Here is a 25874-nt window from a genome sequence, read left to right as displayed (position 1 = left end):
TCTCACACGAGTGCGTTGCGTTTGGCCATTTCGATAAGTTCTACGAGAGACTTGGCCTTCAGTTTCTGCATCAGTCGTTTCTTATAAGTACTTACTGTTTTGTTGCTGAGAAACATGCCTTTGGCTATTTCCTTGTTCGTGCGGCCTTGGGCGAAAAGTTGCAAAACCATGAGTTCCCGATCATTGACTGATTTGAAAAGTTCCAGCTCTGCATAGCGCACGTCATCATGACGAACAGGGTTCAAGGCCTGGCTGGGGAAGTAGTTGTAACCGGAAAGAACAGCTTTGATTGCACTGACCAGCTCACTCAGGTCTTCCTGCTTGCACACGTAACCCGATGCGCCTGACTGCATACAGCGAATACCGAACAGGGTCGGGCATTGCGCAGTCAGTACCAGCGTCTTGAATGGCGAACTCATGGCATTGAAGCGGGCCAGGACTTCCAGGCCATCGAGCTTGGGAATACTGATATCGAGAATGATCAGATCGGGCATGCATTCGCGAATCATCTGCATGGCATCGACACCGTTATCGGTTTCTCCGACGACTTTATAACCTTCATGCTCGAGCAGCATTCGAACGGCGAGGCGGATGACCGGGTGATCGTCGACAATAAAAACGTTTTGTGGACAGACATCTCTTTGGTGTCAAAAGCCCTTAGGTTTTGACCTGCTCCTGCTCCTGCTCCTGCTCCTGCTCCTGCTTTAAAAAGCTTAAGCTCTGCTTTCGATAGGGAGTGCTCTAGGCTTGATGTTACTGACACACCACGAACTATGGCATACCCCGGAAGCCTCAGAGTTTTGCCGGTTTGTTTTGGTGCGCACACACTTGTGCAGCATTCCCGGGTGTGTGATGCGTAGGAGGATCAGCTCAAAAGGTCGTTCTGTCCCGAAGAGGGCCGAATGATTAGGCAGTTCAGTTGAAAACGAAATTGTGATGGCTTTTGGCGACCACGGCGGACGCTGCTGGTAACATATGCTCAAATATTCGTATTTACTGTATCTTTATACAGTATTGGCATAACGGTTATCTATCCTCAACTGACGCGTTTTGAGAGGCAAGGCATGTGCTCGGTCTGCTAGGCGAGTCGTTGGCCGGGGAAGGAAGCCCAAATTGGAATGTGTATGGATACGACGCAACCCCCGAATGCGACGCTACCCGGCGACGCTCCATTACCGTTCGACGCGACTCTACTGTTCAAGGCGCTCCAGTACCAACTGCTCGTTGCCGTGGAGTATTGCTATGATCTGGCACCAGACGAGTGCTTGTGGCTTGAAGTCTTCGGCGATGTGACGGTTCCAGGGAAAAACCAAACAGAGGTCAAGCTTTACTCCGATAACCTAACGGACGGCCATGCCAATTTCTGGAATACGCTGAAAAACTGGCTTCATGAAAACTTTGATCGCACCTCCTTCAAGAACTTGGTGCTGCTGACGACGCAGGAATTCGGAGCACAAACCCAGTTAAAGAGCTGGAACACTGCCACTCCCGCCGAGCGGCTCTCTGTCATGGAGAGTATCGTCGCAGCTTCTGAAGCCAGTGCCGGCAAGAAGTCGAAGAAAGAGTCTGAGGCCGGTAAGGGTATTTCCAAGCCCTCTAAGTCCCAGTCGCTTCAGCAGTACGTAATGGCATCCGAACGCCGTGACGCGTTGATGGAAGTGCTTGAGCGGATGCAAATCACGACAGGCGCCGACTCTTTGGAGCAGCGCCTACAGACCTATCAGACCCGTCATCTCAAGCCCATCCGACCGTCCAAATACCCGCAATTTATCTATGAGCTGTTGGGTTTCATGTCCAGCCCAGAGTTGGTGATCGGGGGGTGGAAGATCACCCATCAAGCGTTTACTGACAAATTGTCAGAACTCACGCATCTGTACATGAAACACCCGAAAACTTTTCCCCAAGTGGACATGGCGGCGCTCAAGAAAAGCATCGACGTCGAGGAAATTCGCCCCATGGTTTTTGCTCAAAAAATCGTGGAAATCGGGGGGGAGCAGCACCTGAAACGGGCAGCCCTGCACCGTGTGGTCGCCCAGACCACGATCTCCGATTTGTACACGGATGGTGTGCTCTTTAAGCCAATGGTGGATCTGTACCTCAGCAATCACCTCACACAGCACCAGTATGTGCGTGAGCTGGCGATGCTCGGCTGCAAGGGGGTTACCTGTTCAACCGAGATGAGCACCCAATCCATGATGTTCTTCCTTCAGCGCAATGGCCTGCCCGCTGAGCCTTTCTGCGGCTTGGAACACACCATGCCCGAATTTCGGAATGGCATCTATCACATGCTCGCAGGAGAGAAACCCGAGGATGAGGATGACGAATTCCACTGGAGGCTGTGGTGATGACTACTCAAGTCTCTGATCACCTGTACACCTTGCACAGAACACCTTTTGCATTGGCACCTGTTATCCAGAGCTTCTATCAGCACTGGGAGCCAGTCGAAAAGGATGTCCTGCTCAGCTACCTGATCCTTCCCCTCGTCACCTACAAGCCGATGCATACCTTCCTGAACAGGGCGCGGCGGGACAGCTCCGTCCGAACGATGTCCTCAGACGCGGAGAGGCTCATTGGCCTGGCCATGCGTGTAGAAGAGTTCAAACCGATCACCAATGCCGCCTTGCTTATCTTGGCAGCTGAAAAAAGCCTGGAAATCACGCCTGAGCTGTCGGTTCGATCACTGCAGAAGCCGCAGTCGGTCAATTCGGATAAGGCGTTGCTCAAGTACAGCCAGAAGTTGGCCATGGTGCTGTCTGGTGAAAACGTTGTTTCTATCTATAGGATGTTGGGGCTCAAATCGCTATGAAGTGTTATGTAGAGTACATAGGTGTCGTGGACAGTGAGCACGCCGTCCACCACGTCCCCTTCAAGCCTGGTCTTAACATCGTGACGGGCAGATCCTCGAAAGGTAAGAGCGCGATCCTCGACATATTTGATTACTGTCTGGGAAGCTCGGAGGACACTATTCCAGAGGGCATCATCACGGATCGTGCGAAGCTCTTTTTTACCGTACTGCGCTTCCCGACCATCGCGGTTGTCACGGGTCGAGCGGCATCCGGCAATCGTTGCTTTCTGCGTGAGATTTCCGGGCCAGCGGTGGACAACATCCTCCAGCTCATCGAGGACGTAGATACGTTCTTCACTCCGAATTTCTTCCAGCCCAAGAGCGAATTCATCAAGAGCCTCGGTCGCTACTTTGGCGTCACGCTGGAAAACATCGACACGGATCCGCTGCACAAGGAGATGACCGGGAAGTGGAGCGCAACCCCGTCGGTGCGCAGCTTTGCTTCGTTCATGCTGCAGCATCAAAACCTCGTGGCCAACCGACATGCGATTTTCTACCGGTTCGAAGAGAAGCGTAAACGCGACCAGGCCATTGATCAGTTCAAGATCTTCATGGATATCGTTGGGGAAGACTACTTCGATCTCGCAAAGCTACGTACCGAGGCCCTGTACGAGCTTAAGCGCGCCCAGGCTCAGATTCCGAAGCAGGATAAAATTAAGGAAGATTACCTCACCGAATTTTCCAATCTGCTGAAAGAGTACGAGGCGTTTGCTGGTCAGCCACTGACCGAGCTCACCCCCGAGGAAATCTGGAAAAAGCCCAAGCCAGCGTTGGAACGCCTCACAGGTATCTCCGTCAGGGTTGATGGCCTTTCCAGTGCGTTTGAAACCAGAAGAACGGAGCTGCGCGCCAATAAAGCTGAGCTGATGGCCAGCATTCAGAAAGCGCTCAACACCCGCTACCTGTTGAAGGTGTCTGCCGAACAAGCGTCGGGTTTTGCAGAGTCAGTAACTGCATTACCTATCCCCACGACCACTAACCTTGAACACGCAGTCTGTCCCGTTTGTGCGTCGCAATCGGATGTGGCTGAGGACGAAGCCAACAAGTTGTCGGCAGCGATTCACTGGTTGAATGGCGAACTTAAGGTCTCGACTTACGCGCGGGAAGGTTTTGGCGAGGAACGCCGGGCGATCGATGACGAACTCAAAAAGCTTCGAGCGGCGCTCACTGTCGTGGAAAAGGCTCTGAAGCCCCTGGACGATGAAGCTGATCGACTGGAGAAATCAAAATCTGTGGATGGCGCCGCTCAGAAGGCCAAGCTCAAGCTTGAGCTGGCCGTAGAGAAGCGCGTTGCGAACCCTCCGTCCGAAGCTAATGGGATGGTCGATTTTTGGCAGAAGGAAGTCGATAAGCTGGATGAGCAGATGTCTCACTATGACGTCGAATCGAAACTGTGGGCGCTGCAGAACGACATCAACACGAAAATGAAGGCCCTTGGAAAAGACTTCGACTTCGAAGACACGTACAAGACCGGCTCATTGAAATTTGATGTTGAAACCTTCGATCTCTGGCACGAAAGGCCCCTCGCAGGCGGCCACATCAAAAAGGTATTTTTGCGCAGCATGGGCAGTGGTGCCAACTGGCTGTACTCGCATTTGACGCTCTTTATGGCGCTGCACTATCAGTTTGCCGCGCATGCGAAATGCAAGGTGCCACCAATCCTGTTCCTCGATCAGCCGACTCAGGTTTACTTCCCCTCGACAGATGATGCTGAGGTCTTTAAGGCTGATGAGCTGCGTGGGGACAGGACGACCATCAAGACGGTCGACGAGGATGTGAACGCCGTGTCGAAAATGTTCACCAACCTTGCGAGATTCTGCGATTCCACCCTCAAAGACACCGGCGTCATGCCTCAGATTATCGTGTGCGACCACGCCGATAAATTGCCGCTGCTGGGCAACTACGTTTTTGAGGACTTCGTTCGTGCTCGGTGGAGGACGCGCGGGCTGATCGCGGAGTAGCCGGAGCGAGACTGGGAGACCAAGCATCCATCCTGATACAGCCCGAAGCGTGGCTGGTATCCGTTGGATTTGGATGCAGCGCTATAGCTTTAATGCCTGATGCAGCTCATCTATGTCACCCTAGTTCTATATTCGGCCCATACGTCAGAATATCCACCAAGCGCAGCGCTTTCCGTGCATCCGTTTTTAGATTGGCGAACTCTGGATCTCGTAGAGCGGTGATGAGCATTGAGCGGTCACCGGCATCTGTTGCTGCTATGAGCAACTGCCGAGTCCAGTACTTTTTCGAATCTGGGTTCTCAGATGCATAGACCACAGGAAAAACCTGGCCGGCAGTGAGTTCGCCGGCGTATAACGCCGCGAGTGGCGGCGTTGCCTCCAAAGAGGCTTCCCGAACAGTGCCTTCGTTACGATCCATTGAGTCGGGGATGTTATCTCGTGCAGCTTCAGCTGCAGTTGTTTGTGCGACAGTAAAGGTCGCAATCTCAGTGGCGGGCGGAAGGGTGCGCTCTTGTCTTTTGGCTTCAAGGGCTTTGATGGCTGCGTGACAGCGTTCTTTGAACTGATCCTGACGCGACACCGCCACAGCCCTGCGGAGTTGGCCTATTAGCTGGCCGATGTCGTCGACCATTGATACAAGGAACCAGTAGGGGCGTTCTGTGCCCTGCTGGATTAGTGCGGTGGCAACGAAAGGCCAGACGTCCTGTCCTGTGAGTGTTTGCCTCTGCAGAGTTTCGCGTAGCTGCTCAGGGCCCTGAAGGCACAGATCGAGAAGGAAGGATTCTGGGGGCAGATCCAGGTTTCCCTGATCAAGCCGGCCATTTGCATTTCCCACATCTGCGCCAAATTGCTCACGTGCATGTCCAAAGGCCTGTCGCATATCCTGCAAGGCGATCGGCAGCGCGTTTGGATCGTTTGGTCGAACGACTACTGGGAGTGCTTGGCCCTCTGCATTGATGCGGCGGAACCTCATGGGCGCCGCGTGCTCAAGGGTTTCTAAAAGCAAGGTGATGTCGGCGGGGCGGGGCGAGACCACGGAGCGATCAAACGCTTCAAGCCACTCAGGTGCCTCCTGGGGGACTTCAGGCAGGATCAGGAACAGAGACCGCAGGGCATTTACCCGTTCGGTCATGGCATCGTTACTTTGGAATTTCTGTATGAGGTCATCGATCAGCACATTCTGATCGATGATTTCATCCGGCGGTATTGGTAGTCGTTCCATGTACGGGCGGATGCGAGTTGACTTGGCTAGAAGCTCAAGGAAACCGTGAACCTTGAATGCTTGTTTTAGCGTGACTGTACGAGAAACGCCAAGGCCAGCATGGAGCCCGGTCGCTCTATAGGTGAAGAGCACCGAAAACCCCTCTGACGCCTGAAGGATCGTCTCGCGATGTTGGGCCGGGTTGCCTACACCTGCGGTCAAAAATGAGCTAGCAGGGATGGGCGCGCGGAGTAAATCCCTCATGTCCGACAAGATCTGTCGAGCACTTTTGTACTGTGTCGGAGAGGTTGCCAGCGCTTCATCGCCCCGAACCTGCACGATGATGGCGGCTAAAGCCTGTTCAGCGGCGGCTCCGATCAGTCCAATCGCGGGTGAATATCGAGCGACCTCAACTCTCAGGCTTCCCCGGTTTGGCGTGCCGAGGCAATGCAGAGCCAAAGCCAATGATTCTTGGCTGGCTTCCAAGAGACGTATTGCGCTATTGCTAAGGTATCTGGGCATCGCGAATCCTTGCGCTGCAGAAGTAGTAACTCGACACTGGATGGCGGCAGGAAGAGAGCATCTCTGGCGAGTTCAATGCGATCATTACCTTGTAGGGCGACCAAGATCGGATTGCATCACTGGGTGTGAGGCATGCGCTAGGGTCGTGTTGATGTATCTCAGGCGATGCTAACACTGCGACCGGAGAGTTGAGTCGGGCTTGCATGCCCCCCCCTCATGGTTGCGACTTGGCCGCCTCAGTCCAACGCTGATAGCTCTGCTCCGCATGATTTGGGTTATCGATCTTCGGCTTCGAGCGAAACGCGGACGCCTTTTCAGCTAAGACCTCTAGCCGCTCAGTTACCTGGGCAGCCATCCATTCTTGACACGCCCAGAGCTTAATGTTCTCTGCCGGCTCTTGGTGGTTAGGCCAGCAGATCAAACTGGGCCTTTATTTACCCGCCCGAAGTAATTCAGCGTGTCGGTCAAGCCATCGTAGTCGCTCGACACCGTTGGCAGCAGTCGACGCACGAACTTTTCGAGCTCTGCGCCGTGCAGCAGCCCGATCTTGGACTTCAGTAGTTCAATCAAATCTATCCATTCCTATCTGCAAGAAAATACGGTCTTTATTCCTGCTCCGGAACATCAGTGAGTTTTACCGTTTGAAGCATCCTCAAAAGCAAAAAATCGTCTGGGGCGTTCATGATGAGCTCTCCATCCGGGGCGACGTTTACTTCACACAAACGAGGGTGGCTCAGCAGTCCCGGTGGCAGCGGGTGCCGAGCGAAGGGGTTGTGGAGCACGTACAATCCATCAATCAGATGTTCGCTGTAGTCTCGCTTTATCGCGGAACGCATGATCGGATGCAGGCTGCCTGGGTTGGGGTGGAGCGTGCAGTACACGGAGAGGGCATCAGGGTTCTCGGCTAATGCCCTTAATTTTCCCCACGTCGCGAGACTGCTGTAGACGATAGCGGAGACCTCGGCATACGAGTCATCGCAAAATAACCCGACTTCGATGTAGGTATTGGCATTTTTCGGGGCGGCTGTGACGTTGTAAGCGGCGACGTGTGTATCGCCAGATTTGGTCGCAGCTTCATCGTGATACAGCCCATAGAGTGCGGCCATGATCGGGCGGCCGGCTGCAAAATGCGCGTGCGGTCTGTCGAATGATGCAATGCCTATGACGAAGGGTTTGTCTTGAGCGTGCCCAAGTTTTGAGTAGCTGTTCCTATATTTCCTGACCTTCGCATCGAAGCTGTTGCAGATCCGCAAGGTGGACTCAATGTTGAAGTCTGTGAAGTCTTTCGGTGGATGGGCCATGGAGAAGCCGTAAGCGGGCTGCCCTCCAGCCGGCGGGTTTGCGATCGTCGCTTCCAGGCAAAATGGGACTTCACCCTCAACGACAAAATCGGGCGCATGGTGACGAGGATCAATCGGCAGCCCCCATTCCTTCAGAGTCGCGAACAGATACAGCTCCCAAAGCGAGGACTCGAAGGTGGTTTGAAGTTCTTTTACAAACTTTCCATCACGATCTTCGAAGCCCTCGGCCCATTCAGACAACACGGCGCGTTCAGGGCTATAGATGGCTGCTGTCATCATCTGGAAGATCGGATGCTGCGCGGCGGTAGCGACCTGAGGGGAAAACAGATCAATGGGCATACGCCGAGCACTCCATCATGGCAATTTCAAGATTGATTGTGATGTCACTACCAATATCGAGCATGGAGTCTTCCTTGTGTGTTGAGCGCTCATCGGCGCATTGAGCGGCCAGCTTCGTCCTCGTCGGTAGCTGTCCTTGATGACGGCCATTATGGCTAGAGGCCATTGGCTGGGCAGGATGCCCTCATGCTCGGATCGGCTTGGATCTTGCCGGGGTGATTGAGGAATCCGCTGAATTCTGACCAACCGCTCCGGGCCTTTGGACACCTGGTTGGCGATGCACGAGAGAACAGGCGATGATTGCCCCCGTCAAAACGGAGATGTCAGGTATCTCTAACACAAGGACGTAATCAATGCGATCATCGCAGACTTCAAGTCGATGCATGATGATCAGTAGCCCGATGTGGTGTGCGATTTCGTCGCTGATCCCGCCACGCTTGCCCAAGTCGTGGAGATCGGTGGCATGCCACCCCCTAAGGTTTCCCATCACTTCGCTGAGAGCGTCGTAAACTGACCAAAGTCCAAGTCACCCGGGACTTAAAAAACTTCTGGAAGTCGACGTATGACGAGGTCAAGAAAGGCCTTAAGGCAGATATTCCAAAGAATCTTGGCCTGACGACCCTTTGATGGCGGAAGCTACCGCACGATCTAAACCGAGGGGAGGATAGCTAAGCTTCAGTAAATTTTTAGGCATCGCATTCAACTCCTGCGCCTGAAGAGCTACGTTTACCGGTTGGCTGTTGATGGAGCGCAGCGAGTTGGAAGGCCTGTTCTCGAGGTATCAGTCCTTCTGCCAATATCTCTGAACCGTTGATGTGGGCAACCCTAGCTGACGCGCAGCTTCGGCTTGTGTCAGGCCCTGCTTTTTCAGTTCAACAACGGCACTGACCCTCTGAGCATCCGCTCGAGTTCCTCGAGACCGCCTTTTCAATGCGCCGTCTTGAATCTGATCCTCCATGATTTTAAGGCCACCCGACTCGATGAAGCCTTGAAGCTCTTTTTGCGCATTTTTTATCAAATGTTCAGGAGCCTCCTTGTCACGGATCGCCAAGCACAACGCCAATAGAGTCAGAAGGTTGATATCGAGCGTTTCGGCGATCTTGACGAGGGTCGGTAGCGTCGCCTGGATTTTCCCTTGTTCGAGCAAGCTAAGGTTGCTCTGGCTGATGGTTCCCGACAGGGCCTCATAACCCAATCCTTTCATTTGCCGGATGGCGCGCAGCGTGACGGCTAGCTCTTCCTTCACGTTCAATTTCTCAAAATGAAGGATAGAGCCATACTCGCAGCGACCCACCAAATATCTTAAATTGTTAATGGTGGGATTTTTGCTTATGATGGCCATTCAACAGGATGCATAGCGCCAAGGAATCGCGTGCCTTTCGGCAGCATCCCTATCCGGTTGCCAGAAGCATGAGCAGGGTCAATCGAAGGCTGCCTTACGCTGAGCTTATTCAGAGCTTGGCAGGGTTTGAAATAGGGTTTATCCGCAGTGTTTGTAACCAATAGCAGCAATTTGCAGGGCCAGTTTAGAACTCCCGACGGTATTCGAATGCTCTGGAAATCCATGGATATCAGTCGGTGCGAGTACTCGTTTCTGATCGAGGGAATGGGATTGGAGGATGGTGGCTTTAGTCCGGTTGCTCACCTAGTTACGGATGTGGAAACCGTTCAGATGATGCGTGCAGCAGAGCAGGGTGAGTTCATGATCGTGACGAACATTCATCTCATCCTTCCACCTACAAAGCGCGAGCAGGGGTCATACGCAATGGAGCTTCTCTCTGAAATTCGTATTCAGCCTGGCACCGAGGCAAACCCCGTCTACGAGTTCATCACCGGAACGGGCCATATCTACACCAGTGCACGCACATGATGGTTCAAACACTGGAGGCGCCATGTCAGTAACACTTGATGAGATTGCTCAGTTTTTTTACGGAAGTGGGGAAGTCGTTCTTGGTTGGCATGGCGATCAAGAAGAAATAATAGCGCTCGCCGAAGAGACTTTTCCGGGGAAGCCTTTCTGCCTAGTGAAGCAATGGATCATCGCTGATCTCCAGCTCACACAAGCGGAGCAGGATCGTCTCGCATCAATGGGGCTGCTTCCAAAAGCGGTCTACTCCCATGAGGTCGTCCTAGACAGTCGCCGACGTTTTTCTCCCGGCCACTGGGTGCGCACCAATTTTGGAATTTCGCATGACAACCCGTACATGTTTGAAACTAAGAGCACGGTCTATCTGTTGCTTGGTGATGGTGTAAGGAAGCCAGCAGCACTGAGTACCGTTTTCTCGTTTCGAGCGTAACTGACTCAACACTTTCACCCACGCTGCCATTCAGGCAGTGCGATTGGCTACGCCTTTAAAAATTGCAGGAGCACGTTTTGATTCGATTTGATTGCCGGCAGGTCACTGGAGTGATCGAGAAGCCACGAGTGATTGCCACCGAGGAGGGGACTGTGACCGCGCGCATCGTTATCGACGGGCAGGTATTGCTGAATGTTTTGCTGCCAGGAAAGATTTTTGAGGAGATCGAGGCGGGGGAGCGAGTGACCCTGTACGGCATCTTCACGAAGAAAAAAGACAAGACTGAAAACAAAGCCACCATTTACGCCATGAAGGGCGCGAACAGCAAGCTGGTGGCGGCAAGGCAGTACCAGATCAAGGTACCGGTGATGCTGATGGCCTACGCAGTGCCGTTGATGATCTTGGCATTCATTGCCGGGTGCTTCCTTTCTCCCTATCCGATTCATCTAGTTTCCGGAAGCGTTGACCCTGATTACCTGGTTCGGACGACCTTCGTTTGGGCGTTCTGGGAGGGGATCTTGGCAGGGCTGGTAATGGTGGGGATTGCGATCAATTGGATCGTGAAAAGCAATGACCCGGAGAGCTGGGCAGTGATCGATGCTGTGACGCTTTCCCAGCGCTTCAGTAAGGCGTTTAAGTAAACGCTAGATAGCCTGGCTTTCCCTTTGGTGAAGGCTTTCTAAGCGAAGGAGAGGTGGCTCGTGCAGAACGATGAGCTTAAGCGTGAGCGACGTCGCAAAGCGGTAGCGGAGGTTCTTGGCTGTCAGGCACTCGAAGGTGTGAGGCCTTCCTCTACGCACCTTGCTGAGATGCAGCGATATGCGGATGGCCTGGTGAGTCTTGACGAACTTTTGATGGAGTTGATTGAGTGCATACGGCAGGGCTCTCCACGGTAAGCAGTTAACTTCCAGGAGGGCCGGCTTTGAGAAATCTTTACTATGGTTGATTTGTACTGCCCGACAAGCAGCCAGCTGACGCCGAATGATCGAGTTCTATTTCTCGATTTTGATGGTGTGCTGCACCCGGACGACGTTTACCGTACCCAGAGTGGTTTGGAATTGCGCGCACCCGGGCAACTCATGATGCATGCCGGAATCCTGGTAGAGATACTGGAGGACTTTCCTCCAGTCAAAATCAGCTTATCGACAAGCTGGGTGCGCATCCTCGGTTACCGCCGTGCACGCGCTGCCTTACCGCTAGAGTTGCAGGCTCGCACCGTGAGCAGTACATGGCACTCAAGGATGCCCAGGGCTCCGTTTGAGGGCTACGACATGCACAACCGCTATCAGCAGATCCGTGCTGCGGTAACTAGGGCCGGCCTGACGAATTGGATCGCCCTGGATGATGACCCTTTCGAAAGCTGGCCGGATCACGATCGACGGCTGATTCGCACTGATCCTGACCTGGGTCTTAGCTCAGCGCTGACCCAAGAGCAGCTACGGGTCAAGTTGAGAGCCTTGATGGGGATGTAAGAACATTATCTGCGTCGCTTTGGAATTGCTGCTCGGGGTTTATTTGATTCAGTAACCGTATTCGTTCAGCAATTTGTGCAGGAATTCACGCCGTCTATGAGCGATGCAAAGAATTAGGTAGTCGCGCTCATAGTCTTTGGTCGAGAGGTGTCCGGCATCCACAAGGCCATGTATGTAGCCTTCTGCTTTGCCTCTCGCTTCGAGCAATGCCTCTATTGTGGTGCTTTGGTAAATGTCTTCAGCTAGCAGTCGCCACCGTTTCTTCTGCTGCTGCCCGATTGGGTCGTCCGAAAATTTTGGTGCGTTGATCAGGGGGTTGAAATCAGTACGTGCGGCGGGTTCGTTCATAGCGGATTCTCAGAGCAGTTATGGCTGTGCCGAGGCTATCATGCGCACATTTAATGGCTTGCTGTTGGCTAGATTTGTAGGCGCTGGCGCGAAGGAACGACTTCAATGATGGCGCAGGTTTTTGATAGCACCTTTGAAGCCTGGAGTTGGATATGGGACATCTCAGCCTTGAGGACATTTACCCCGATGACGTAGAAAAATATGGACATATGCGAGTAGGAATGACCGATCTCTACGTGAAAGACAATCACGCCGTTTATGGTGTGGTTACGCGTGGCGAATACCGCGAGCTGACCAGCAGGTTGCTGCGTGATGAAGCGGTACAAATGATCATCAGCGCTAAGCTCGCCGCATTACCAGAGGACTACGATCCGTGGATTAGACGGATCGAGCGCAACCGCGCCTTACGCGCTAGGTATGGGGACAAATTCGATCCTTGGGGAGAGGACTGACAGCCCCGCGTCGTGACGAATGCAGCGCCTCATATTACTCGGTCGACCTGGTAGTTATCCAACTGACGATGTTCGATTGATGACCAAGGCTGCTGTAGAAGCTGTTGATCGCGTGTTCAGACCAGGATTCAAGTACAGCAAGGCTGAGGTACTCCTGCTCAACCTTTGCCAAAAAGGTGAGTACACCGATGACCTGTTTTCAATTTCCCAGCCGGTCGCCACTGAGAAAGTCATGAGCGTGCTGGATTCCATCAATGAGCGATGGGGTAGGGGAACACTGCGCTTGGCGAGTGTGCCAACCAATCCGGATTGGGGTATGCGGAGGGAAATGATGAGCCAGAGCTTTACGACGCGGGTTGATCAGCTTTGGACGGTGTACTGCAGGTGATTGGAGTTTCGCCATCGACAGACGGCGGCGGGGGAATCGGCAAAATAGGATTATTGGAAATTATGGCTCAGCCATAATTATTGCTGAGCCATAATTTTTCACTTCAAAAAGCCCCTGTAATCGGAGCAACACTTCGTCATCCAGATAGGCGGAAATTCCTGCTGTTGCTGCGACGTCGAAAGCAGATAAGATTTGATCATGAATGATCCTCGTATCCCTATCCTCACTTCTGAGAACCGCGTACAGAGCAAGACCGCACCGGTGCTTACTGAACAACTGGAAGCTCACCCCTCCGTAACCAGAACTCTCGAACTATTGGCTGCTGACATGAATGCGCATCCGGAGCACATTCGGCCCGTAGATTTGCTTCTGGTCGATCGCATCATTGCGCTAGTCGGTCAGGTGGATGTCGACCTCAATACGCCACTCTTGGCGGAGGACGAATAAATCAGGCCAGCGAACCTCGACTCGCATACATGTGGCTCCCTTACTCTAAATTCAAATTCCTATTTATGGTGTATCGTTAGGGGACTACCTACACAGAGATCCCCCATGTCCAAGCTCGCAGAATTCCGCCAACTCGAAAAACATCTAGCCGAGCAACTCCAGGCTCTAGAAGCCCTGAAAGGCGATGCCGGCCTGAAGCAAGAAATCGAATTCGAAACCAAGCTCCGTGCCCTGCTTGCCAAGTACGGCTATAGCTTGAAAGACGTGATTAACCTGCTGGATCCACAAGCAGGTCGTCGCGCTCCAGCTGTCGAATCCAAAGCAGGCAGCCGCAAACCTCGCCAGTTGAAGGTCTATAAAAATCCTCACACCGGCGAAGTAGTCGAAACCAAGGGCGGCAACCATAAAACTCTTAAAGACTGGAAAGCGAAGCACGGCGCCGCGACTGTTGAGTCCTGGCTGACCAAGTAAGTTTGGTTTGAGTACAAAAGGGCCTGTGATGGCCCTTTCTTGGTCAGCTTTTGCTGCGCCGGCAACGCTCCGAGCAGTAACGCACTTCATTCCAGCAGCGTGCCCATTTCTTCCTCCATGTAAAGGGAAGTCCGCAGGTCACACACGTTTTGACTGGAAGCTGGCTCTTTTTCAAAATGACCCACCACCATCTAATTTGATGAGCAGTCCCTGATGAAAAAAACCAGCAGGCTTAGGTTCGATCCTGTCTCACATTCGAAGGTGGATCAGGCCATATATTCGCTGGAGCAGGAGCAATTCTTTCGGAGTGCTCTTTTCAGGGAAACGGAGACGTCTTAGCTCATACAACTACTGCGTTCAAGCGGGAATTAACCCTGCTTCCTGATAGCTTGAAATCAAATCGTCGAACAGATCGATATTCTCTCTGGTTCGAGCTATGAGCTGCGCGCCCGCCACTGCGGTGTAGATCGCAAGCGCGCGTCGCTCACAACTTTCAGCATCACCCCATTTGTCGTCAGCAAGAACGTCTGCAAGCCACTTTACGTTCACGTCTGCGAATGCCCTAACTTCCTTGGACACTTGATCAGGGAGGTCTTCGAACTCGGCGGCCATGAAACTCGAGAGACACAACCGATTCCTGTTCTCTAGGGACTTGCGGAAAATCGATGGGTAGAGCTGCAGACACCGCTTCGGGTCAGCGTGGGAAAGCCGGAGGTTACTGAGCGCCTCCATCGTTTCCTGCCAATACCGTTCTGCAACGGCTGCCCCCAGGTCAGCCTTGCTTTGGAAATGGTAGTAAATGCTCGCATTCTTGATACCTACCTCCTCAGCAATGCTGCGGAAGTTAATCCCGCCGTAACCGTGTAACTGGGCTTCAGATTTAGCCGCTGCCAGGATTCGCTCTCGAGCATTCTCGCTCACGTCACACCTTCCTCAACTGAATCCCACTGGATGTGCCGCTGATCGTACTCCTTTCACTCTAACCTGCCAATTGACAGGTAGGGGGTTGGCGGCGAGAAAATTCCGGTGCAACCTCAACCTACCAACTGACAGGCAGGTAATACCTCATGACTACTTCACAACCACTCGATGACGTCTCTACCATCTCTCCAATGAAGATCTATGACTGGTTTGATGGCCCATACCCAGCACGAGTGCGTATCGCACTTGCCGAAAAAGGCATGTTGCCGAAGATTGAGTTCGTTTCGGTGAATCTCTGGACTGGGGAGCACAAATAGGCTGAATTTTTGGCGATCAACTACTCCGGCACCCTCCCTATGCTTGAGCTGAAGGATGGAACACGGATTGCTGAGTGCACCGCCATCACCCAATATTTGGATAGCTTGGATGGCAACCCGACGCTGACCGGGGAAACGCCCGTTGAGAAAGGTCTGATCCACATGATGACCAAGCGTGCGGAAATCGAATTCCTCGACGCGGTTAGCGTTTATTTCCACCACGCAACGCCGGAACTTGGGCCAAAGGTCGAGCTTTACCAGAACGCCGAATGGGGCGCGAAGATGGGAGAAAAAGCGACCTGAGGCATGCGTTACTTCGACAAGCTCCTTCAGCAACAGTCCTATTATGCCGGCGACAAGTTTTCGATGGCGGACATCGCAGTCATCGGCGGGATGATCTTCGCGTCATTGGTGAAACTGCCAGTTCCTGAAGAATGTGAAGCGTTGCGCGCTTGGTATGCAAGAATGCAGGAGCGTCCGAGCTACAAAACTTGGCGCGCTTTGGTTGACCAAGGTGCTCCTAAGAGCTGATAGCTAACGGACTCGGTATCCGCCATCTCCATATCGGTGGCGGATACACTTGTTTTTATAGTTTATCGTTTTTAGATCAGGTGTTTTTGACCCCTCTCTACGCTATATCGAATTAGTATGTCTTTCCCGAGGTGGCGGATGGGCTGATGAGTGACCTCATGCATCTGGATGCTTTGAGAGAAGGGAGACAGGTGCATTTTGCTAGATATTTTTTTAGTCCAGATCTTGAATTGACATCTAATCCAAATATGTAAATTTGGTATGTTGTGAAAAGACTAATCACATCGAGATCTCACATGTCAAAACTCGTCGAATTCCGCCAACTCGAAAAACACCTCGCCGAACAGCTTCAAGCTCTTGGAGCCCTGAAGAGCGATGCTGGCCTTAAGAAAGAGATCGAGTTCGAAACCAAACTGCGTGCTTTGCTCGCCGAATATGGTTACAGCCTGCCAAACGTGATCAACTTGCTCGATCCTCAAGCTGGATGTCGTGCTCCGGTGGTTGAATCCAAAGCCGGTAGCCGTCGACCTCGCCAGGTCAAGGTTTACAAAAATCCGTACACTGGAGAGGTCGTCGAGACGAAAGGCGGAAACCATAAAATTCTTAAGGAGTGGAAAACGGAGCATGGCTCGACGACAGTTGAGTCTTGGTTTGCTAAGTAAACCTATTTTTAGTTAAAGGGCTAGTTGGCTAGCTCTTTTTATAAAGCTTATAATTTTATTTAGATGGCTGTTGGTGGGGTGATGTTTGGCGTAAACTATAAAATATTTAAGGGGTTACTGATAGTCAATAGTGAATACAGCTGATGCATTTGCAGGGCCTGCAGTGATTGTATCTTCGACTTGAATATAACGAGCTCTCAATGGAATACTGTAACTGGCACCTTCATCGGCCCGCGCTGTAATACCACTGGGCCGCAAGATAGCTAGCGGTAATGGCCCGCCTGAACTGTCTGCGAGTTGTAAGCCTACACCTTTTGCAGTGGGATTTTCTCCAGGTGCTGTAGGAGTTAAGCTTAGTATACCTAAAGCCGGATTTATCGCAATTGTCGTAGGATCCAGTCGTATTTGTAGTGCGTTATTCTTGCGTGAATTCAAATTGTCAGCGCTGCCTGTTTCACCATTACTCGTCCAGTTCGGGCCGCTGGCCCGAAAATACCCATTAAAGGCCGGGCAATTATTCAGAGAAATAGAGAAGTCTTTCCATGGTGTGTAAGTATCTTTTCCAGAGAATTCACTGAGTTTGTGAGAGCCCATCGGCACTGAAATATCTGGGGTTGAGCAAGTGCGTGAGACTATGTTGATATTGCCATTGAAACTAAGTCTCACAGGGTCGATAGTATTGCCTGAAATCAAGTATCTAGCGGTTGATGGTATGTTGCTGCCATTGATGACTCCTGCGGATACCGGGCCTATCTTTATGAGTAATAATGTAAAAGATGTGGTGCCAGGCGTGATGGCGACTGTACAAGCCCCAGGAAACCCTGTGCAGTTTTTCCAGCTCCAATCATAAGGTACGGCGTCTGATCCATGAGTGATTACGATCCCAATGCCGGGTACACCGCTTTCATAGACTTTCCCTCCATAAGGGGAGGATGACCAACTACTCAATGGCAGGGGAGTGCTGGTGAAGAAATTCCTTTCAATAGCGTCGGTTACAATGTTATTACAGGTTACTCTAATAGCCGTGGCAGGGTAGAAAGTCTGCCTGTAAACCTCGGCACCGAGAGGTACATCACGACCCACAGTCAAATTTCCGCCTAGAAGTGGCATTGTCACACTGACTCCCCTATTGCCTACTGGGTTATCATCAGCAAAACGACAGCTATTGGCACTGACTAGGCTGCTATTTAATAGACCAAGGCTGCAAATGATAAAGCTATATAGCTTTACTGATGAATAAATTTTAAAGTCACTGAGCCGTTCGAAAAAATAATACATGTCAAGCTCCGACTAACTTGGTCGCGGGGTTTGAGATTGGTGTGTATCCAGCATAGACGTACAGAGCGCATCTACTTGACGTAATTGCTTGCCGTCATTTCTTTCGGGTGGTACTCGTAATGAGCATTGTTCATGTGGTTTGTCGCCCCAAGTGATCAATAACCAGCGAGCGTCATCCTTGATACGTGCGTACAGTTGACCCCCTTGGCCCACGACTCCTATTGATACTCCGCGATCATCCACCACGCTGGCACCAAACGGCAGGGCTCTACCGCCATCTAGAGTAACGTTGAGCAATAAGGCTTGCCCAGTGTTAGTGCCGTATTTTATTGCTACTACCGCACCTGCGCGCGGAGCCACCTGTTGGCTGGTTTCAGTTAATTCGACATTGAATGACGTGCCCAAAGGATCGATAGCTACTTCATTCAATTCATAAGGTCGTAAGTATGGGACAACCGCATTACCATTAGCGTCGAGTTTTAGGTTCGGAAAACCTACTACCTTCGCGCCTTCTGCTCCTGGGGCGATGATCACGGCCATAGTTTCACCCCGATAGGGCGTAAACGTGATTCCACCTTGATGTCCTATCATGCTACCGCTGGCATTTAAAGATAGGTTGTCATAGTTCTCGCCGCGACTGACTGTCGCTCCTACAATGGCTTTATTTCCCGTGTATTGGCCGTTTATCGTGGTGTTGTTTGTATCGCTAGTACCTTCATGGCCGCCTGTCACCGAGTAGGTATATTGACGTTCTTCACCAGAAGTTCCACTTAGCGTTGCCTGTTCGCTGTAAATGCCATTTGTGTCCCGTAGAGCTCGTATCGATAGTTGAGGCTGATTGATTGAAGAGCCGAATGATAAAGGCATACTCATTGTGAATAGCAGACTGCTATCCATATCTCCCAATCCGATACGACTGCGTATGGCATTGAGACCATAGCTGACTTGTCCTATCTGTTTGTTATAGCTAAGTTGGTACTGTATGTCTCGCCCTTTTTCGTTCCAATAGTTTTGCGTGAATCCACTAAATGCTAGTTGACCCCAAGCTCCTAAGCGCTGGTTAGCGGTAAGTGATAGACGACTGCGAGGGCGACCAAAAAAAGAGGTATCCATGCCATTGCGTTCAGTATCCAGCAATTGCATCGCATTGCTGAAGTCAAGATAGTTATGGGTGGAAAATCTAGTTGCCGCCACAGCGATGTTACTGCCAGTGCTTAGTATATTTTTGCTGAAGCTTAAGCGTGCGCTCTGACCGGTAGCTTGACCACTTTTCAAATTTGTTTCAGCTTGTGTTAAGTCCATTGCTACGGCACCAATAGGTGTGCCGAAGGCTAGGCCGCCTAGTATAGACTGGTAATCGTCGCTAGCCTGAAAACCACCGTAGCCAGTAAAAATATTTGTTAGTCCAAGCTGGTATGTGCTTTGGAATAATCGCGCTTGTCGGTCGATATAGTTATTACGGGTTTCACCCGCCGTTACGCTAAATCGAGATGCACCAGGGCGTAAAAGTTGGGCGGTAGCGGCGTAAGGCACAATAAAACGCTGTTCACTTCCATCGGCCTCGTAAACTATTACCTCAAGATCTCCACCATAACCAGTGGCGTATAGGTCATCAATCGCAAATGCACCCGGCGCTACGGTAGTTTCGTAAAGCAGGTTATCGGCTTGCCGCACTGCCACCCTGGCACCTGTTCGAGCGATACCCCGGATAACCGGTGCATATCCACGCTTCGATTCGGGCAGCATGCGGTCGTCCGTGCCTAATTGCACACCACGGTACGCAAGTGTGTCGAAAATCTCACCGCTGGTGTTGGCCTCACCCGCCGTCAACTGACTCTTTAGGCTGGTCACATCGCGCTGGGCATAGGTATTGAGTGTCTGATAATCCTGACCTACGTCTTTTTGCCAGTTCAACGAGCCGTTGTGGCGCAAGCGCCAATCGCCAACATTCAAGCCAGCATTCAGACCTAGATAAGCCGAGTCGTAGTTGCCGAAATCAGTTTTATTATGGTTGGCATTGAAGCTGTAACTTAGAGTGCCGGCTGTTACACCACTATCCCACAATTCAGGGCTCACATATCCTCGTGCGTCGCGACGCATTGCAATCTGTGGAAGGCTAATTTCCAGCTGTTGATTGGACGGAGAAAATTTTGCCGTGGCACCGTCAATCAACTTACTAATATCTAGGCACAACGCGCCACTCTCCAATTCTGCTGTCGCTTGGAGGGATAGTTTGTACATGTCCACTCCTACCAGTTGGAGTAGTCCTTTACTGAAGCATACAACTGGGCTACTTCCGTTCTCAGTAGCATTGATCCGAATGTCCTGACGACTTATCATCCTGCCATTTACTGCAACGTCTGCTCGATACTCTCCCGGCAACACAGGATTGCCCTTTTCATATTGAGTTAGGTCGAGTGTGCGAGAGTCTTCTGGTAAAAAGACATCGTTGAATTGGACTTCCTCGGCCCATGCCGACTGACTTGCAAGCACACCTAGCGGCAACGCTAGAGTCTTGAAGGGCTGCGCCGTCACAGAGTTCATGGCAAGGCGAATGCGAGTCAGAAGGCATTTGCCCTGACGGTGAATAGTCGTCATAAGTTACTCGTTCGCTAGAACGTCGCTTTAAGATTAAGGCTTGAGTTGCTGTTTGATTGGTATCAGAGCGCCGTAGTCGTTGATGGCCTTGAACTCGACTTGAGCGCCGTCGCTCCTTAGCGACTTGAGGCCTGGCAAAGCAAACACTTTGGTTTCACCGGGGCCAACCATGCCGTTTTCGCTGTCGAAACGTTGGTTGCCAGCCACCAGAGTCAGCTCCACCTGTGATACGTGATATGCCGTTGGATTAAATGCTTGCAGAGCGTAGCTTTGTGCTTGCTTGATCACCGTCCATTGCAAAAGTGGTGGGGCTTCTGCGGCGTTGCTCGGTAATCCCTCTGGACGATAAAAAATCTTGATCCGGGAGCGAAAAGCCATTTGCAGTACGTTAAGTTCTGCTGAGCCTTCAGGCTTAGGCGGGATCTCTAGCACATTGAGCCAGAACACCGATTCTTTATCAGACGGCAACGCCGCGCCAGTAAACATAAGGCGCAGGCTTTGACCCTTGTTCGGGTCAATTCGCGAGACAGGCGGTGTTAAGACAAAGGGGGCCTTAGAACTGGTAGGACTCGAATGCAAATCACCGGTATCAACCCAAGCCTGCATTAGAGCTGGCTTCAATCCATTATTGTTGAGTTTGACAGTGATTTCTTTCTGGTTCGCCGGGTATATGAGGCGCGTTCCGGTGATCACCACCCCCGCGACAGCTTGAGTGCAAACCACTGTTGTGAGCATCAACAATATTGCGCGACATAATAACCTCGTACTTCCCATATATACCTCTTTATCCGCACGGCTGCATACTCATTAATAGAGTATGCAGCTACGAGTGGTATATAATTATTGATAGTCAATCGAGTAAGTTACAGAGCTGATAACAGTGCCGGGGGTTGTAGCGGCAGTGGCGAAATATTGTACTGCGTAGGGCATGTTTACAGCGCCCCCAACTAGGGTGTTACGGGTCGTATTGGTTATCTGATTAGTATTACCTGCCTGGATAGCCGAGCCGTTAGCAGCGTCGATTAGCTGCAGTTGTACTTCACTGGCAGTGCCAGTCATATTGTTTAAGTTTCCACTAACTGGATCAACCGATGCACCTGCCTCAAAGAACGCAGCAGCTGTAGTAGCTGCACCTGTACAAGCGCTCAACTGAATGTTAAAGCCTGTCTGACCAGCGACCTCGCCGGAGGTGCTAAGTACACTGGTGGACACAGTTGGGAGTGTCACCGTTGCAGCGGTCGGTGTAACGACACCATCGACAGCGATGGTGCAGGTTTGGGTTACCAACTCTCCGTTGAAATTGATCGTTCCATCGGAAGCGTTAGCAACCTGAATAGTAGTGGCGGCTAGCAGTATAGCGAATGACAGGGATTTACGGCTCATCGAAAACTCCAAAGTTGAGTCTTAAAATGTTGCGATTGTTGGTTTTTTAGTTGCGGAGTGAGCTCATGGAAGTAGTCTGAAAGCACACGGTTGCGAAGTTATTTTTGACGAGATTTATCGCTGGGTATTTAAGACTTGTCTTGTTTTTATGCTGTGTGCTTTCGTGTGATTGAAATCGGCAAAGCAAGCTCTTTTGCGTTACTTATTGTTTCGGTGCTTGGTCGTTGGTCGTTGGTCGTTGGTCGTGGGTTGGAGTCGCTAGGTTTGCGTTGGTAGGGGGGGGTGAGAATTCTATAGTGGAAGTTATATAGTAACTAAAATGAGTGTTGTAATTTCGTAGTGTGTATTTTGTGTCGGCAGATATGACTGTGCGCGCAACTTTAAAGGTGTTATGGAATCCGGAAATGAATGTGGGCGCGGTGCCTGCGCCCATTGTTATAGCGGTTGATCTTGGTGTAAGCACCTTGTATGTGTAGGTAAAGTGGAGTGGAGCTTTTCAAGCAACAAACTGACTATTATTCGTAGTGAAAATTAATAGACTCGGAGCGAGTCAAAAACCTTCACAAAAACGGTAGCGCCAAGTAGAGCTTGATGACGATTGCGTTTGTTATATCGATGAAGAACGCTCCCACCATGGGTACGACCAAAAATGCCATTTGTGATGGCCCGTAACGCTGCGTAACGGCTTGCATATTGGCGATGGCTGTAGGTGTAGCCCCAAGTCCAAATCCACAGTGTCCAGCAGCCAACACGGCGGCGTCGTAATTTTTCCCCATAACACGGAATGTCACGAAGACAGCAAAAAGCGCCATTACTAGGGTTTGAGCTGTCAGCAGAATGAAGATGGGCAGTGCAAGCGCCGCCAGATCCCAAAGTTTCAGAGACATCAGCGCTATTGCTAGGAACAGTGACAAGCTCACGTTCCCTAGTACGGAAACTTCATGCTCGAATACTTTGTGCCAGCCCAACGCTGAAAGGCCATTACGCAATACCACACCTACGAACAAGACGCAGACGAAGGTCGGTAACTCAAACGATGTACCTTGTATGTAGCTGCTCAGGAACGTGCCTGCCTGCAAGCTGATCGCCAGTAAGGCCAAGGTTTCTATGAAGGTGAAGGCCGTAATCTGGCGTTCCTGATTCGGCTGCTCAAATCCTTTTGGTAGTCGTTGTTCACCTTGCCCAATGCCAGGAGTCTTCACATTCTTTATAAGTAGGCGAGCGACTGGCCCACCAATCAGACCACCCAAGACCAGACCAAATGTCGCTGACGCGATGGCGAGCTCCGATGCAGAGGCTAGCCCGTATTTCTCGCTGAAAACCGATCCCCAGGCAGCGCCTGTGCCGTGACCACCTGACAATGTTATAGAGCCTGCAAGCAATCCCATCAGCGGATCTAGTCCTAGAGCCGTCGCTAGAGTAATGCCCATCGCGTTCTGAACCACAAGAAGTGCAGTGACTAAAAGCAGGAATATGCCAAGCACTCGTCCGCCTTTTTTAAGACTGGCGAAGTCCGCACTAAGTCCAATGGTTGCAAAAAACGCCAACATCAAAGGGGCTTGCAGGGATGTATCAAATCGAATTTCGATATCCGCAAAGCCGCGCAGAGCCAGTAGCAGAAGGGCCACCACTAGACCGCCTGCTACCGGCTCTGGAATGTTATATGTGCGTAAAAAGCCTACACGGGCTACAAGACCACGACCCAACAACAACACCAAAGATGCGGCTACAAGGGTTCCATAGAAATCAAGCTGAAGCATAGGGGCGTTCCTCGATATTTACCCCCAGGCGGACTTCTCCCGTGTCACGCCAGCGGATTTGGTCGAGCTTCTTCGACCTTTTAGTTTAGATGCAGGCAACCGTCACTGGCACGCCAAGCTAATTGTTATGTAAGGAATATGTGATGCGTTATTTGCCAGAGATTTGTCTTGTGTTTGTTTAGCAAGGATAGATTGTTGTCTGAGCAGTAGGGAGTGACTAGGGTTTAGTCCGCAGAAGGAGTGAATGACGGAATATGGATGAAGTGTTGGATTTTGTTTAGAGATCTCCAATGAAATCGCGGCTTGATTAAGAGGAGGTTAACACTTTGGGTAGGTTTCCTTTTTGCGAGTGGGTTTGTAGAGGTTTTTTTGAGACATGTCTTATGACGATGATGTCGTGTCTTTGTTAGCCTTTGTGGTCAATTGGTGTTTGAGGTTTTTCCAGCCAGCGAATTAATTCGTTTCAGACTGTTTCGATTTTGTTTTGTCGTTCGGGCCCTAGAGTTAAAGACTGGAGGCCGCGTGATTGTTTCATAAATTCTCCTTGATCCATTTAAAAAAGGCTTAGCAAATGAGTCGAATCATGCTGAAAACAACTGTCGGACTCGCTGTTACATTGGCATCAACGTCTATTTTTGCCTCGGGATTTGCCGTTAATGAGCAAAGTATTAGTGGTATGGGCACTGGCTTCGCAGGGCGTTCTTCCGCAGCCCAAGACGCGAGCACTGTTTATGGCAACCCAGCAGGCATGTCTCGGCTCAAGCGTGAACAGGTGACTGGTGGCGTAACTCTGATTAATGCGCATACCGATATCAGCGATGTCAGCTCCTCGCCCAACGGAGGGAGCAACGATGGCGACATGGTTCCTCTTATCGGTATTCCGATGGGGTACTACGTCAAACCACTTGATGAGCAATGGACGGTAGGTGTCGGAGTGTATGCACCTTTTGGCATGGTCACGGACTATGAAAATGGGTTTGCAGGCAGGTACTTCGGGACGAAAAGCAGTGTTGAGGTCGTGACCTTTCAGCCCACCGTTTCCTATGCGTTCAATGAGCGAATCTCCGTTGGATTTGGCCCTACCATCAACCGTATTGAAGGTGCGTTAGAGTCAAACCTTTCGCTGACCCAGGCAGCCCCGGACGGCAGTGTCCGTGTAAAGGGCGATGACATCGCTTTGGGCTTCAATATCGGGGTGTTGGCCCAGTTAACCGACAGCACGCGAGTAGGTCTGACATACCATTCGAAGGTTGATTACAAGCTGGAAGGTGATACCAAGGTCGACTACAGCCTTTTTGCCTTGGGTGGGCTCGGAAAAAACCAGAAATTCGACGCTTCTTTGGATGTTACTACTCCGGAGTCCGTAGATTTTTCTGTCACTCATGAGCTGAATGATCAATGGACTCTTTACGCAGGCAGCACGTGGACTCATTGGAGTCGACTAAAGGACATCACCATTGAGAATTCAGGTGTGCCAGGCGCGCTGGCTGGCCAGTTCGGTGAGATCACTGAGAAACAAAACTGGCACGACACCTGGGCGCATGCCATCGGAGCTTCTTACCAGCTGAATAAGCAGTGGGTATTACGTACGGGACTTTCGTTTGATCAGTCGCCGGTGAACAACACTGATCGCTCCCCAAGAATACCTAGTGGCGACCGTACGATCTTCAGCGTTGGCGCAGGCTGGAGCCCAACTGATGACCTGACGATTGATGTTGCCTACTCCTACTTGCAAGAAGAGGCCGTTCACCTCAATAACAAAGGACACGGTCAGACCTACAGCGCTAAATACGAAAATTGGGCTAATGCATTTGGTGCTGGTGTTACTTACCGATTCTGAAAATTTGCATCGTAAAATAAAGCTCTATAGCCAGCTTAAGGTGTTATCCTGTTTTTAAGGGGCAATGATTTAGGCTGGTTGTTGGGTGGAAAATTGAATAGCTCTTCGGTTGCTCACGAAAAATTTACAGATATTTAGTTCTATTAATTTTCGCTTAACTGGTTTTTGTAATAGTTCTTTGGCAGTAATTTTGCTGCTTGTTTTATTAGTAAGGTTTTACATGTCTTTTGTAAAAGTTTCGTCGTTAGCTATCCTGCTCATGCTGCCAGTAGTTTCTCAAGCGGAGGGCGGTGGGGATCGTGTCATTGAACGATATGAAAAAATGCGTGATGCCCAGCTTGCAGAGCGAGCTAAGATAAGTGAACAGGAGCAATCTGTTGCCGAGAAAAGTGATCTGAATACAGAGAAAAACTGCTAAGGCTTAGGCGGTTGTCAATGCCGAGTTACTTGTCAGGGTATGCTCATTATTGCCCTTGTGATATTAAAAATGCCTAGATTTCCTGTGTCTGTTTTTTGATTCGGATCTATAGGCATGTTCTT

Annotated in this window: 27 protein-coding genes and 3 pseudogenes; 17 read left to right on the top strand and 13 right to left on the bottom strand. The window is 51.1% G+C overall.

Going from position 1 to position 25874, the window contains the following annotated elements; genetic code table 11:
- Nucleotides 1-2 precede the first annotated feature (2 nt).
- Entirely contained in the window at nt 3-614 is a 612-nt protein-coding gene (locus ACKJSM_RS07740; RefSeq protein ID WP_410237237.1) for a response regulator, read from the bottom strand.
- Between the two features lie 510 nt (nt 615-1124).
- On the opposite strand from ACKJSM_RS07740, the gene ACKJSM_RS07735 reads away from it, so the two are divergent.
- Genes ACKJSM_RS07735 through ACKJSM_RS07725 form a run of 3 tightly spaced genes read left to right on the top strand, consistent with a single transcriptional unit; the run spans nt 1125 to nt 4806 of the window.
- The gene (locus ACKJSM_RS07735) at nt 1125-2345 is read left to right on the top strand and encodes a hypothetical protein (RefSeq protein WP_410237157.1); all 1221 of its coding nucleotides are present in this window, start codon (nt 1125-1127) and stop codon (nt 2343-2345) included.
- On the top strand, nt 2345-2806 hold the full coding sequence (locus ACKJSM_RS07730; protein ID WP_410237156.1) for a three component ABC system middle component: 462 nt from the start codon (nt 2345-2347) through the stop codon (nt 2804-2806). Before ACKJSM_RS07735 ends, ACKJSM_RS07730 begins: the two co-directional genes overlap by 1 nt.
- A complete protein-coding gene (locus ACKJSM_RS07725) occupies nt 2803-4806 on the top strand; it encodes a DUF3732 domain-containing protein (protein WP_410237155.1) in 2004 nt (667 codons plus the stop codon). The genes ACKJSM_RS07730 and ACKJSM_RS07725 overlap by 4 nt, the downstream gene beginning before the upstream one ends.
- 115 nt (nt 4807-4921) lie before the next feature.
- Here the strand turns inward: ACKJSM_RS07725 and ACKJSM_RS07720 are convergent, their stop codons facing one another.
- The 3 genes from ACKJSM_RS07720 to ACKJSM_RS07710 all read right to left on the bottom strand — a co-directional run bounded on the left by ACKJSM_RS07720 (nt 4922) and on the right by ACKJSM_RS07710 (nt 8169).
- Nucleotides 4922-6529 carry a hypothetical protein gene (locus tag ACKJSM_RS07720; RefSeq protein WP_410237154.1) on the bottom strand — a complete coding sequence of 536 codons (1608 nt, stop codon included), beginning with the start codon at nt 6527-6529 and terminating at the stop codon, nt 4922-4924.
- 417 nt (nt 6530-6946) lie between these two features.
- Nucleotides 6947-7099 carry a hypothetical protein gene (locus ACKJSM_RS07715; RefSeq protein ID WP_410237153.1) on the bottom strand — a complete coding sequence of 51 codons (153 nt, stop codon included), beginning with the start codon at nt 7097-7099 and terminating at the stop codon, nt 6947-6949.
- Between the two features lie 35 nt (nt 7100-7134).
- A complete protein-coding gene (locus ACKJSM_RS07710; RefSeq protein ID WP_410237152.1) occupies nt 7135-8169 on the bottom strand; it encodes a glycosaminoglycan attachment site in 1035 nt (344 codons plus the stop codon).
- A 519-nt stretch (nt 8170-8688) separates the two neighbouring features.
- Between ACKJSM_RS07710 and ACKJSM_RS07705 the strand changes: the two are divergent.
- Nucleotides 8689-8837, top strand: a pseudogene (locus tag ACKJSM_RS07705) (ATP-dependent helicase C-terminal domain-containing protein); the annotation flags it as partial.
- Nucleotides 8838-8950: 113 nt separating this feature from the next.
- Here the strand turns inward: ACKJSM_RS07705 and ACKJSM_RS07700 are convergent.
- On the bottom strand, nt 8951-9511 hold the full coding sequence (locus tag ACKJSM_RS07700; protein WP_410237151.1) for a helix-turn-helix domain-containing protein: 561 nt from the start codon (nt 9509-9511) through the stop codon (nt 8951-8953).
- Between the two features lie 207 nt (nt 9512-9718).
- On the opposite strand from ACKJSM_RS07700, the gene ACKJSM_RS07695 reads away from it, so the two are divergent.
- From ACKJSM_RS07695 to ACKJSM_RS07675, 5 genes are all read left to right on the top strand, one after another.
- The gene (locus ACKJSM_RS07695; protein ID WP_410237150.1) at nt 9719-10039 is read left to right on the top strand and encodes a hypothetical protein; all 321 of its coding nucleotides are present in this window, start codon (nt 9719-9721) and stop codon (nt 10037-10039) included.
- Nucleotides 10040-10061: 22 nt separating this feature from the next.
- On the top strand, nt 10062-10466 hold the full coding sequence (locus ACKJSM_RS07690; RefSeq protein ID WP_410237149.1) for a DUF6957 family protein: 405 nt from the start codon (nt 10062-10064) through the stop codon (nt 10464-10466).
- 77 nt (nt 10467-10543) lie between these two features.
- Entirely contained in the window at nt 10544-11107 is a 564-nt protein-coding gene (locus ACKJSM_RS07685; RefSeq protein WP_410237148.1) for a hypothetical protein, read from the top strand.
- Between the two features lie 60 nt (nt 11108-11167).
- Nucleotides 11168-11362, top strand: a complete 195-nt coding sequence (locus tag ACKJSM_RS07680; protein WP_410237147.1) for a hypothetical protein — start codon at nt 11168-11170, stop codon at nt 11360-11362.
- Nucleotides 11363-11404: 42 nt separating this feature from the next.
- A complete protein-coding gene (locus ACKJSM_RS07675) occupies nt 11405-11938 on the top strand; it encodes an HAD domain-containing protein (protein WP_410237146.1) in 534 nt (177 codons plus the stop codon).
- 48 nt (nt 11939-11986) lie between these two features.
- On the opposite strand, the gene ACKJSM_RS07670 is transcribed toward ACKJSM_RS07675, so the two are convergent.
- Nucleotides 11987-12286 (bottom strand): hypothetical protein, encoded by a 300-nt coding sequence (locus tag ACKJSM_RS07670; RefSeq protein ID WP_410237145.1) that lies wholly within the window; start codon nt 12284-12286, stop codon nt 11987-11989.
- 152 nt (nt 12287-12438) lie between these two features.
- Between ACKJSM_RS07670 and ACKJSM_RS07665 the strand changes: the two genes are divergently transcribed.
- From ACKJSM_RS07665 to ACKJSM_RS07650, 4 genes and pseudogenes are all read left to right on the top strand, one after another.
- Nucleotides 12439-12738, top strand: a complete 300-nt coding sequence (locus tag ACKJSM_RS07665) for a hypothetical protein (protein ID WP_410237144.1) — start codon at nt 12439-12441, stop codon at nt 12736-12738.
- Nucleotides 12739-12793: 55 nt separating this feature from the next.
- Nucleotides 12794-13126 (top strand): annotated as a pseudogene (locus ACKJSM_RS07660) (DUF4113 domain-containing protein); the annotation flags it as partial.
- 198 nt (nt 13127-13324) lie between these two features.
- Nucleotides 13325-13573, top strand: coding sequence for a type II toxin-antitoxin system PrlF family antitoxin (locus ACKJSM_RS07655; protein ID WP_410237143.1), 249 nt, complete (start codon nt 13325-13327; stop codon nt 13571-13573).
- Nucleotides 13574-13678: 105 nt separating this feature from the next.
- Nucleotides 13679-14044 (top strand): histone-like nucleoid-structuring protein, MvaT/MvaU family, encoded by a 366-nt coding sequence (locus ACKJSM_RS07650; RefSeq protein WP_410237142.1) that lies wholly within the window; start codon nt 13679-13681, stop codon nt 14042-14044.
- Nucleotides 14045-14087: 43 nt separating this feature from the next.
- Here ACKJSM_RS07650 and ACKJSM_RS07645 read toward each other — a convergent pair whose 3' ends face one another.
- Nucleotides 14088-14219 (bottom strand): DUF2256 domain-containing protein, encoded by a 132-nt coding sequence (locus ACKJSM_RS07645; RefSeq protein WP_410237141.1) that lies wholly within the window; start codon nt 14217-14219, stop codon nt 14088-14090.
- A gap of 182 nt (nt 14220-14401) precedes the next feature.
- Nucleotides 14402-14965, bottom strand: a complete 564-nt coding sequence (locus ACKJSM_RS07640) for a TetR/AcrR family transcriptional regulator (protein ID WP_410237140.1) — start codon at nt 14963-14965, stop codon at nt 14402-14404.
- Nucleotides 14966-15156: 191 nt separating this feature from the next.
- Between ACKJSM_RS07640 and ACKJSM_RS07635 the strand changes: the two are divergent.
- Both ACKJSM_RS07635 and ACKJSM_RS07630 read left to right on the top strand, forming a co-directional pair.
- A pseudogene (locus ACKJSM_RS07635) lies at nt 15157-15813 on the top strand (glutathione S-transferase).
- A gap of 296 nt (nt 15814-16109) precedes the next feature.
- On the top strand, nt 16110-16475 hold the full coding sequence (locus ACKJSM_RS07630; protein ID WP_410237139.1) for a histone-like nucleoid-structuring protein, MvaT/MvaU family: 366 nt from the start codon (nt 16110-16112) through the stop codon (nt 16473-16475).
- Nucleotides 16476-16589: 114 nt separating this feature from the next.
- Here the strand turns inward: ACKJSM_RS07630 and ACKJSM_RS07625 are convergent, their stop codons facing one another.
- The 5 genes from ACKJSM_RS07625 to gltS form a co-directional block, all read right to left on the bottom strand.
- On the bottom strand, nt 16590-17753 hold the full coding sequence (locus ACKJSM_RS07625) for a fimbrial protein (RefSeq protein WP_410237138.1): 1164 nt from the start codon (nt 17751-17753) through the stop codon (nt 16590-16592).
- Nucleotides 17754-17765: 12 nt separating this feature from the next.
- Entirely contained in the window at nt 17766-20351 is a 2586-nt protein-coding gene (locus ACKJSM_RS07620) for a fimbria/pilus outer membrane usher protein (RefSeq protein WP_410237137.1), read from the bottom strand.
- 33 nt (nt 20352-20384) lie between these two features.
- Nucleotides 20385-21086: a fimbria/pilus periplasmic chaperone gene (locus tag ACKJSM_RS07615; protein WP_410237136.1), complete on the bottom strand. Its 702-nt coding sequence runs from the start codon at nt 21084-21086 to the stop codon at nt 20385-20387.
- A gap of 105 nt (nt 21087-21191) precedes the next feature.
- On the bottom strand, nt 21192-21734 hold the full coding sequence (locus ACKJSM_RS07610; protein ID WP_410237135.1) for a fimbrial protein: 543 nt from the start codon (nt 21732-21734) through the stop codon (nt 21192-21194).
- A 560-nt stretch (nt 21735-22294) separates the two neighbouring features.
- Nucleotides 22295-23494 carry a sodium/glutamate symporter gene (gltS, locus tag ACKJSM_RS07605; RefSeq protein WP_410237134.1) on the bottom strand — a complete coding sequence of 400 codons (1200 nt, stop codon included), beginning with the start codon at nt 23492-23494 and terminating at the stop codon, nt 22295-22297.
- 571 nt (nt 23495-24065) lie between these two features.
- On the opposite strand from gltS, the gene ACKJSM_RS07600 reads away from it, so the two are divergent.
- Together ACKJSM_RS07600 and ACKJSM_RS07595 are read left to right on the top strand one after the other, a co-directional pair.
- On the top strand, nt 24066-25334 hold the full coding sequence (locus tag ACKJSM_RS07600; RefSeq protein WP_410237133.1) for an OmpP1/FadL family transporter: 1269 nt from the start codon (nt 24066-24068) through the stop codon (nt 25332-25334).
- A gap of 220 nt (nt 25335-25554) precedes the next feature.
- Entirely contained in the window at nt 25555-25752 is a 198-nt protein-coding gene (locus ACKJSM_RS07595; protein WP_410237132.1) for a co-regulatory protein PtrA N-terminal domain-containing protein, read from the top strand.
- Nucleotides 25753-25874 lie beyond the last annotated feature (122 nt).

This window comes from Pseudomonas sp. PHC1, from assembly GCF_046487845.1.
Lineage (GTDB): Bacteria > Pseudomonadota > Gammaproteobacteria > Pseudomonadales > Pseudomonadaceae > Aquipseudomonas > Aquipseudomonas sputi.
Note: the sequence above shows the minus strand (reverse complement) of the source record. Positions and strands in the feature narration are given on the sequence as shown.

What these genes read in the sequence shown, in the direction of transcription:
- ACKJSM_RS07735 (WP_410237157.1), top strand. Translation starts at nt 1,125, where the DNA reads ATGGATACGACGCAACCCCCGAATGCGACGCTACCCGGCGACGCTCCA.
- ACKJSM_RS07730 (WP_410237156.1), top strand. Translation starts at nt 2,345, where the DNA reads ATGACTACTCAAGTCTCTGATCACCTGTACACCTTGCACAGAACACCT.
- ACKJSM_RS07725 (WP_410237155.1), top strand. Translation starts at nt 2,803, where the DNA reads ATGAAGTGTTATGTAGAGTACATAGGTGTCGTGGACAGTGAGCACGCC.
- ACKJSM_RS07720 (WP_410237154.1), bottom strand. Translation starts at nt 6,529, where the DNA reads ATGCCCAGATACCTTAGCAATAGCGCAATACGTCTCTTGGAAGCCAGC.
- ACKJSM_RS07710 (WP_410237152.1), bottom strand. Translation starts at nt 8,169, where the DNA reads ATGCCCATTGATCTGTTTTCCCCTCAGGTCGCTACCGCCGCGCAGCAT.
- ACKJSM_RS07700 (WP_410237151.1), bottom strand. Translation starts at nt 9,511, where the DNA reads ATGGCCATCATAAGCAAAAATCCCACCATTAACAATTTAAGATATTTG.
- ACKJSM_RS07695 (WP_410237150.1), top strand. Translation starts at nt 9,719, where the DNA reads ATGCTCTGGAAATCCATGGATATCAGTCGGTGCGAGTACTCGTTTCTG.
- ACKJSM_RS07690 (WP_410237149.1), top strand. Translation starts at nt 10,062, where the DNA reads ATGTCAGTAACACTTGATGAGATTGCTCAGTTTTTTTACGGAAGTGGG.
- ACKJSM_RS07675 (WP_410237146.1), top strand. Translation starts at nt 11,405, where the DNA reads ATGGTTGATTTGTACTGCCCGACAAGCAGCCAGCTGACGCCGAATGAT.
- ACKJSM_RS07670 (WP_410237145.1), bottom strand. Translation starts at nt 12,286, where the DNA reads ATGAACGAACCCGCCGCACGTACTGATTTCAACCCCCTGATCAACGCA.
- ACKJSM_RS07665 (WP_410237144.1), top strand. Translation starts at nt 12,439, where the DNA reads ATGGGACATCTCAGCCTTGAGGACATTTACCCCGATGACGTAGAAAAA.
- ACKJSM_RS07655 (WP_410237143.1), top strand. Translation starts at nt 13,325, where the DNA reads ATGAATGATCCTCGTATCCCTATCCTCACTTCTGAGAACCGCGTACAG.
- ACKJSM_RS07650 (WP_410237142.1), top strand. Translation starts at nt 13,679, where the DNA reads ATGTCCAAGCTCGCAGAATTCCGCCAACTCGAAAAACATCTAGCCGAG.
- ACKJSM_RS07630 (WP_410237139.1), top strand. Translation starts at nt 16,110, where the DNA reads ATGTCAAAACTCGTCGAATTCCGCCAACTCGAAAAACACCTCGCCGAA.
- ACKJSM_RS07625 (WP_410237138.1), bottom strand. Translation starts at nt 17,753, where the DNA reads ATGTATTATTTTTTCGAACGGCTCAGTGACTTTAAAATTTATTCATCA.
- ACKJSM_RS07620 (WP_410237137.1), bottom strand. Translation starts at nt 20,351, where the DNA reads ATGACGACTATTCACCGTCAGGGCAAATGCCTTCTGACTCGCATTCGC.
- ACKJSM_RS07615 (WP_410237136.1), bottom strand. Translation starts at nt 21,086, where the DNA reads ATGCTCACAACAGTGGTTTGCACTCAAGCTGTCGCGGGGGTGGTGATC.
- ACKJSM_RS07610 (WP_410237135.1), bottom strand. Translation starts at nt 21,734, where the DNA reads ATGAGCCGTAAATCCCTGTCATTCGCTATACTGCTAGCCGCCACTACT.
- gltS (WP_410237134.1), bottom strand. Translation starts at nt 23,494, where the DNA reads ATGCTTCAGCTTGATTTCTATGGAACCCTTGTAGCCGCATCTTTGGTG.
- ACKJSM_RS07600 (WP_410237133.1), top strand. Translation starts at nt 24,066, where the DNA reads ATGAGTCGAATCATGCTGAAAACAACTGTCGGACTCGCTGTTACATTG.
- ACKJSM_RS07595 (WP_410237132.1), top strand. Translation starts at nt 25,555, where the DNA reads ATGTCTTTTGTAAAAGTTTCGTCGTTAGCTATCCTGCTCATGCTGCCA.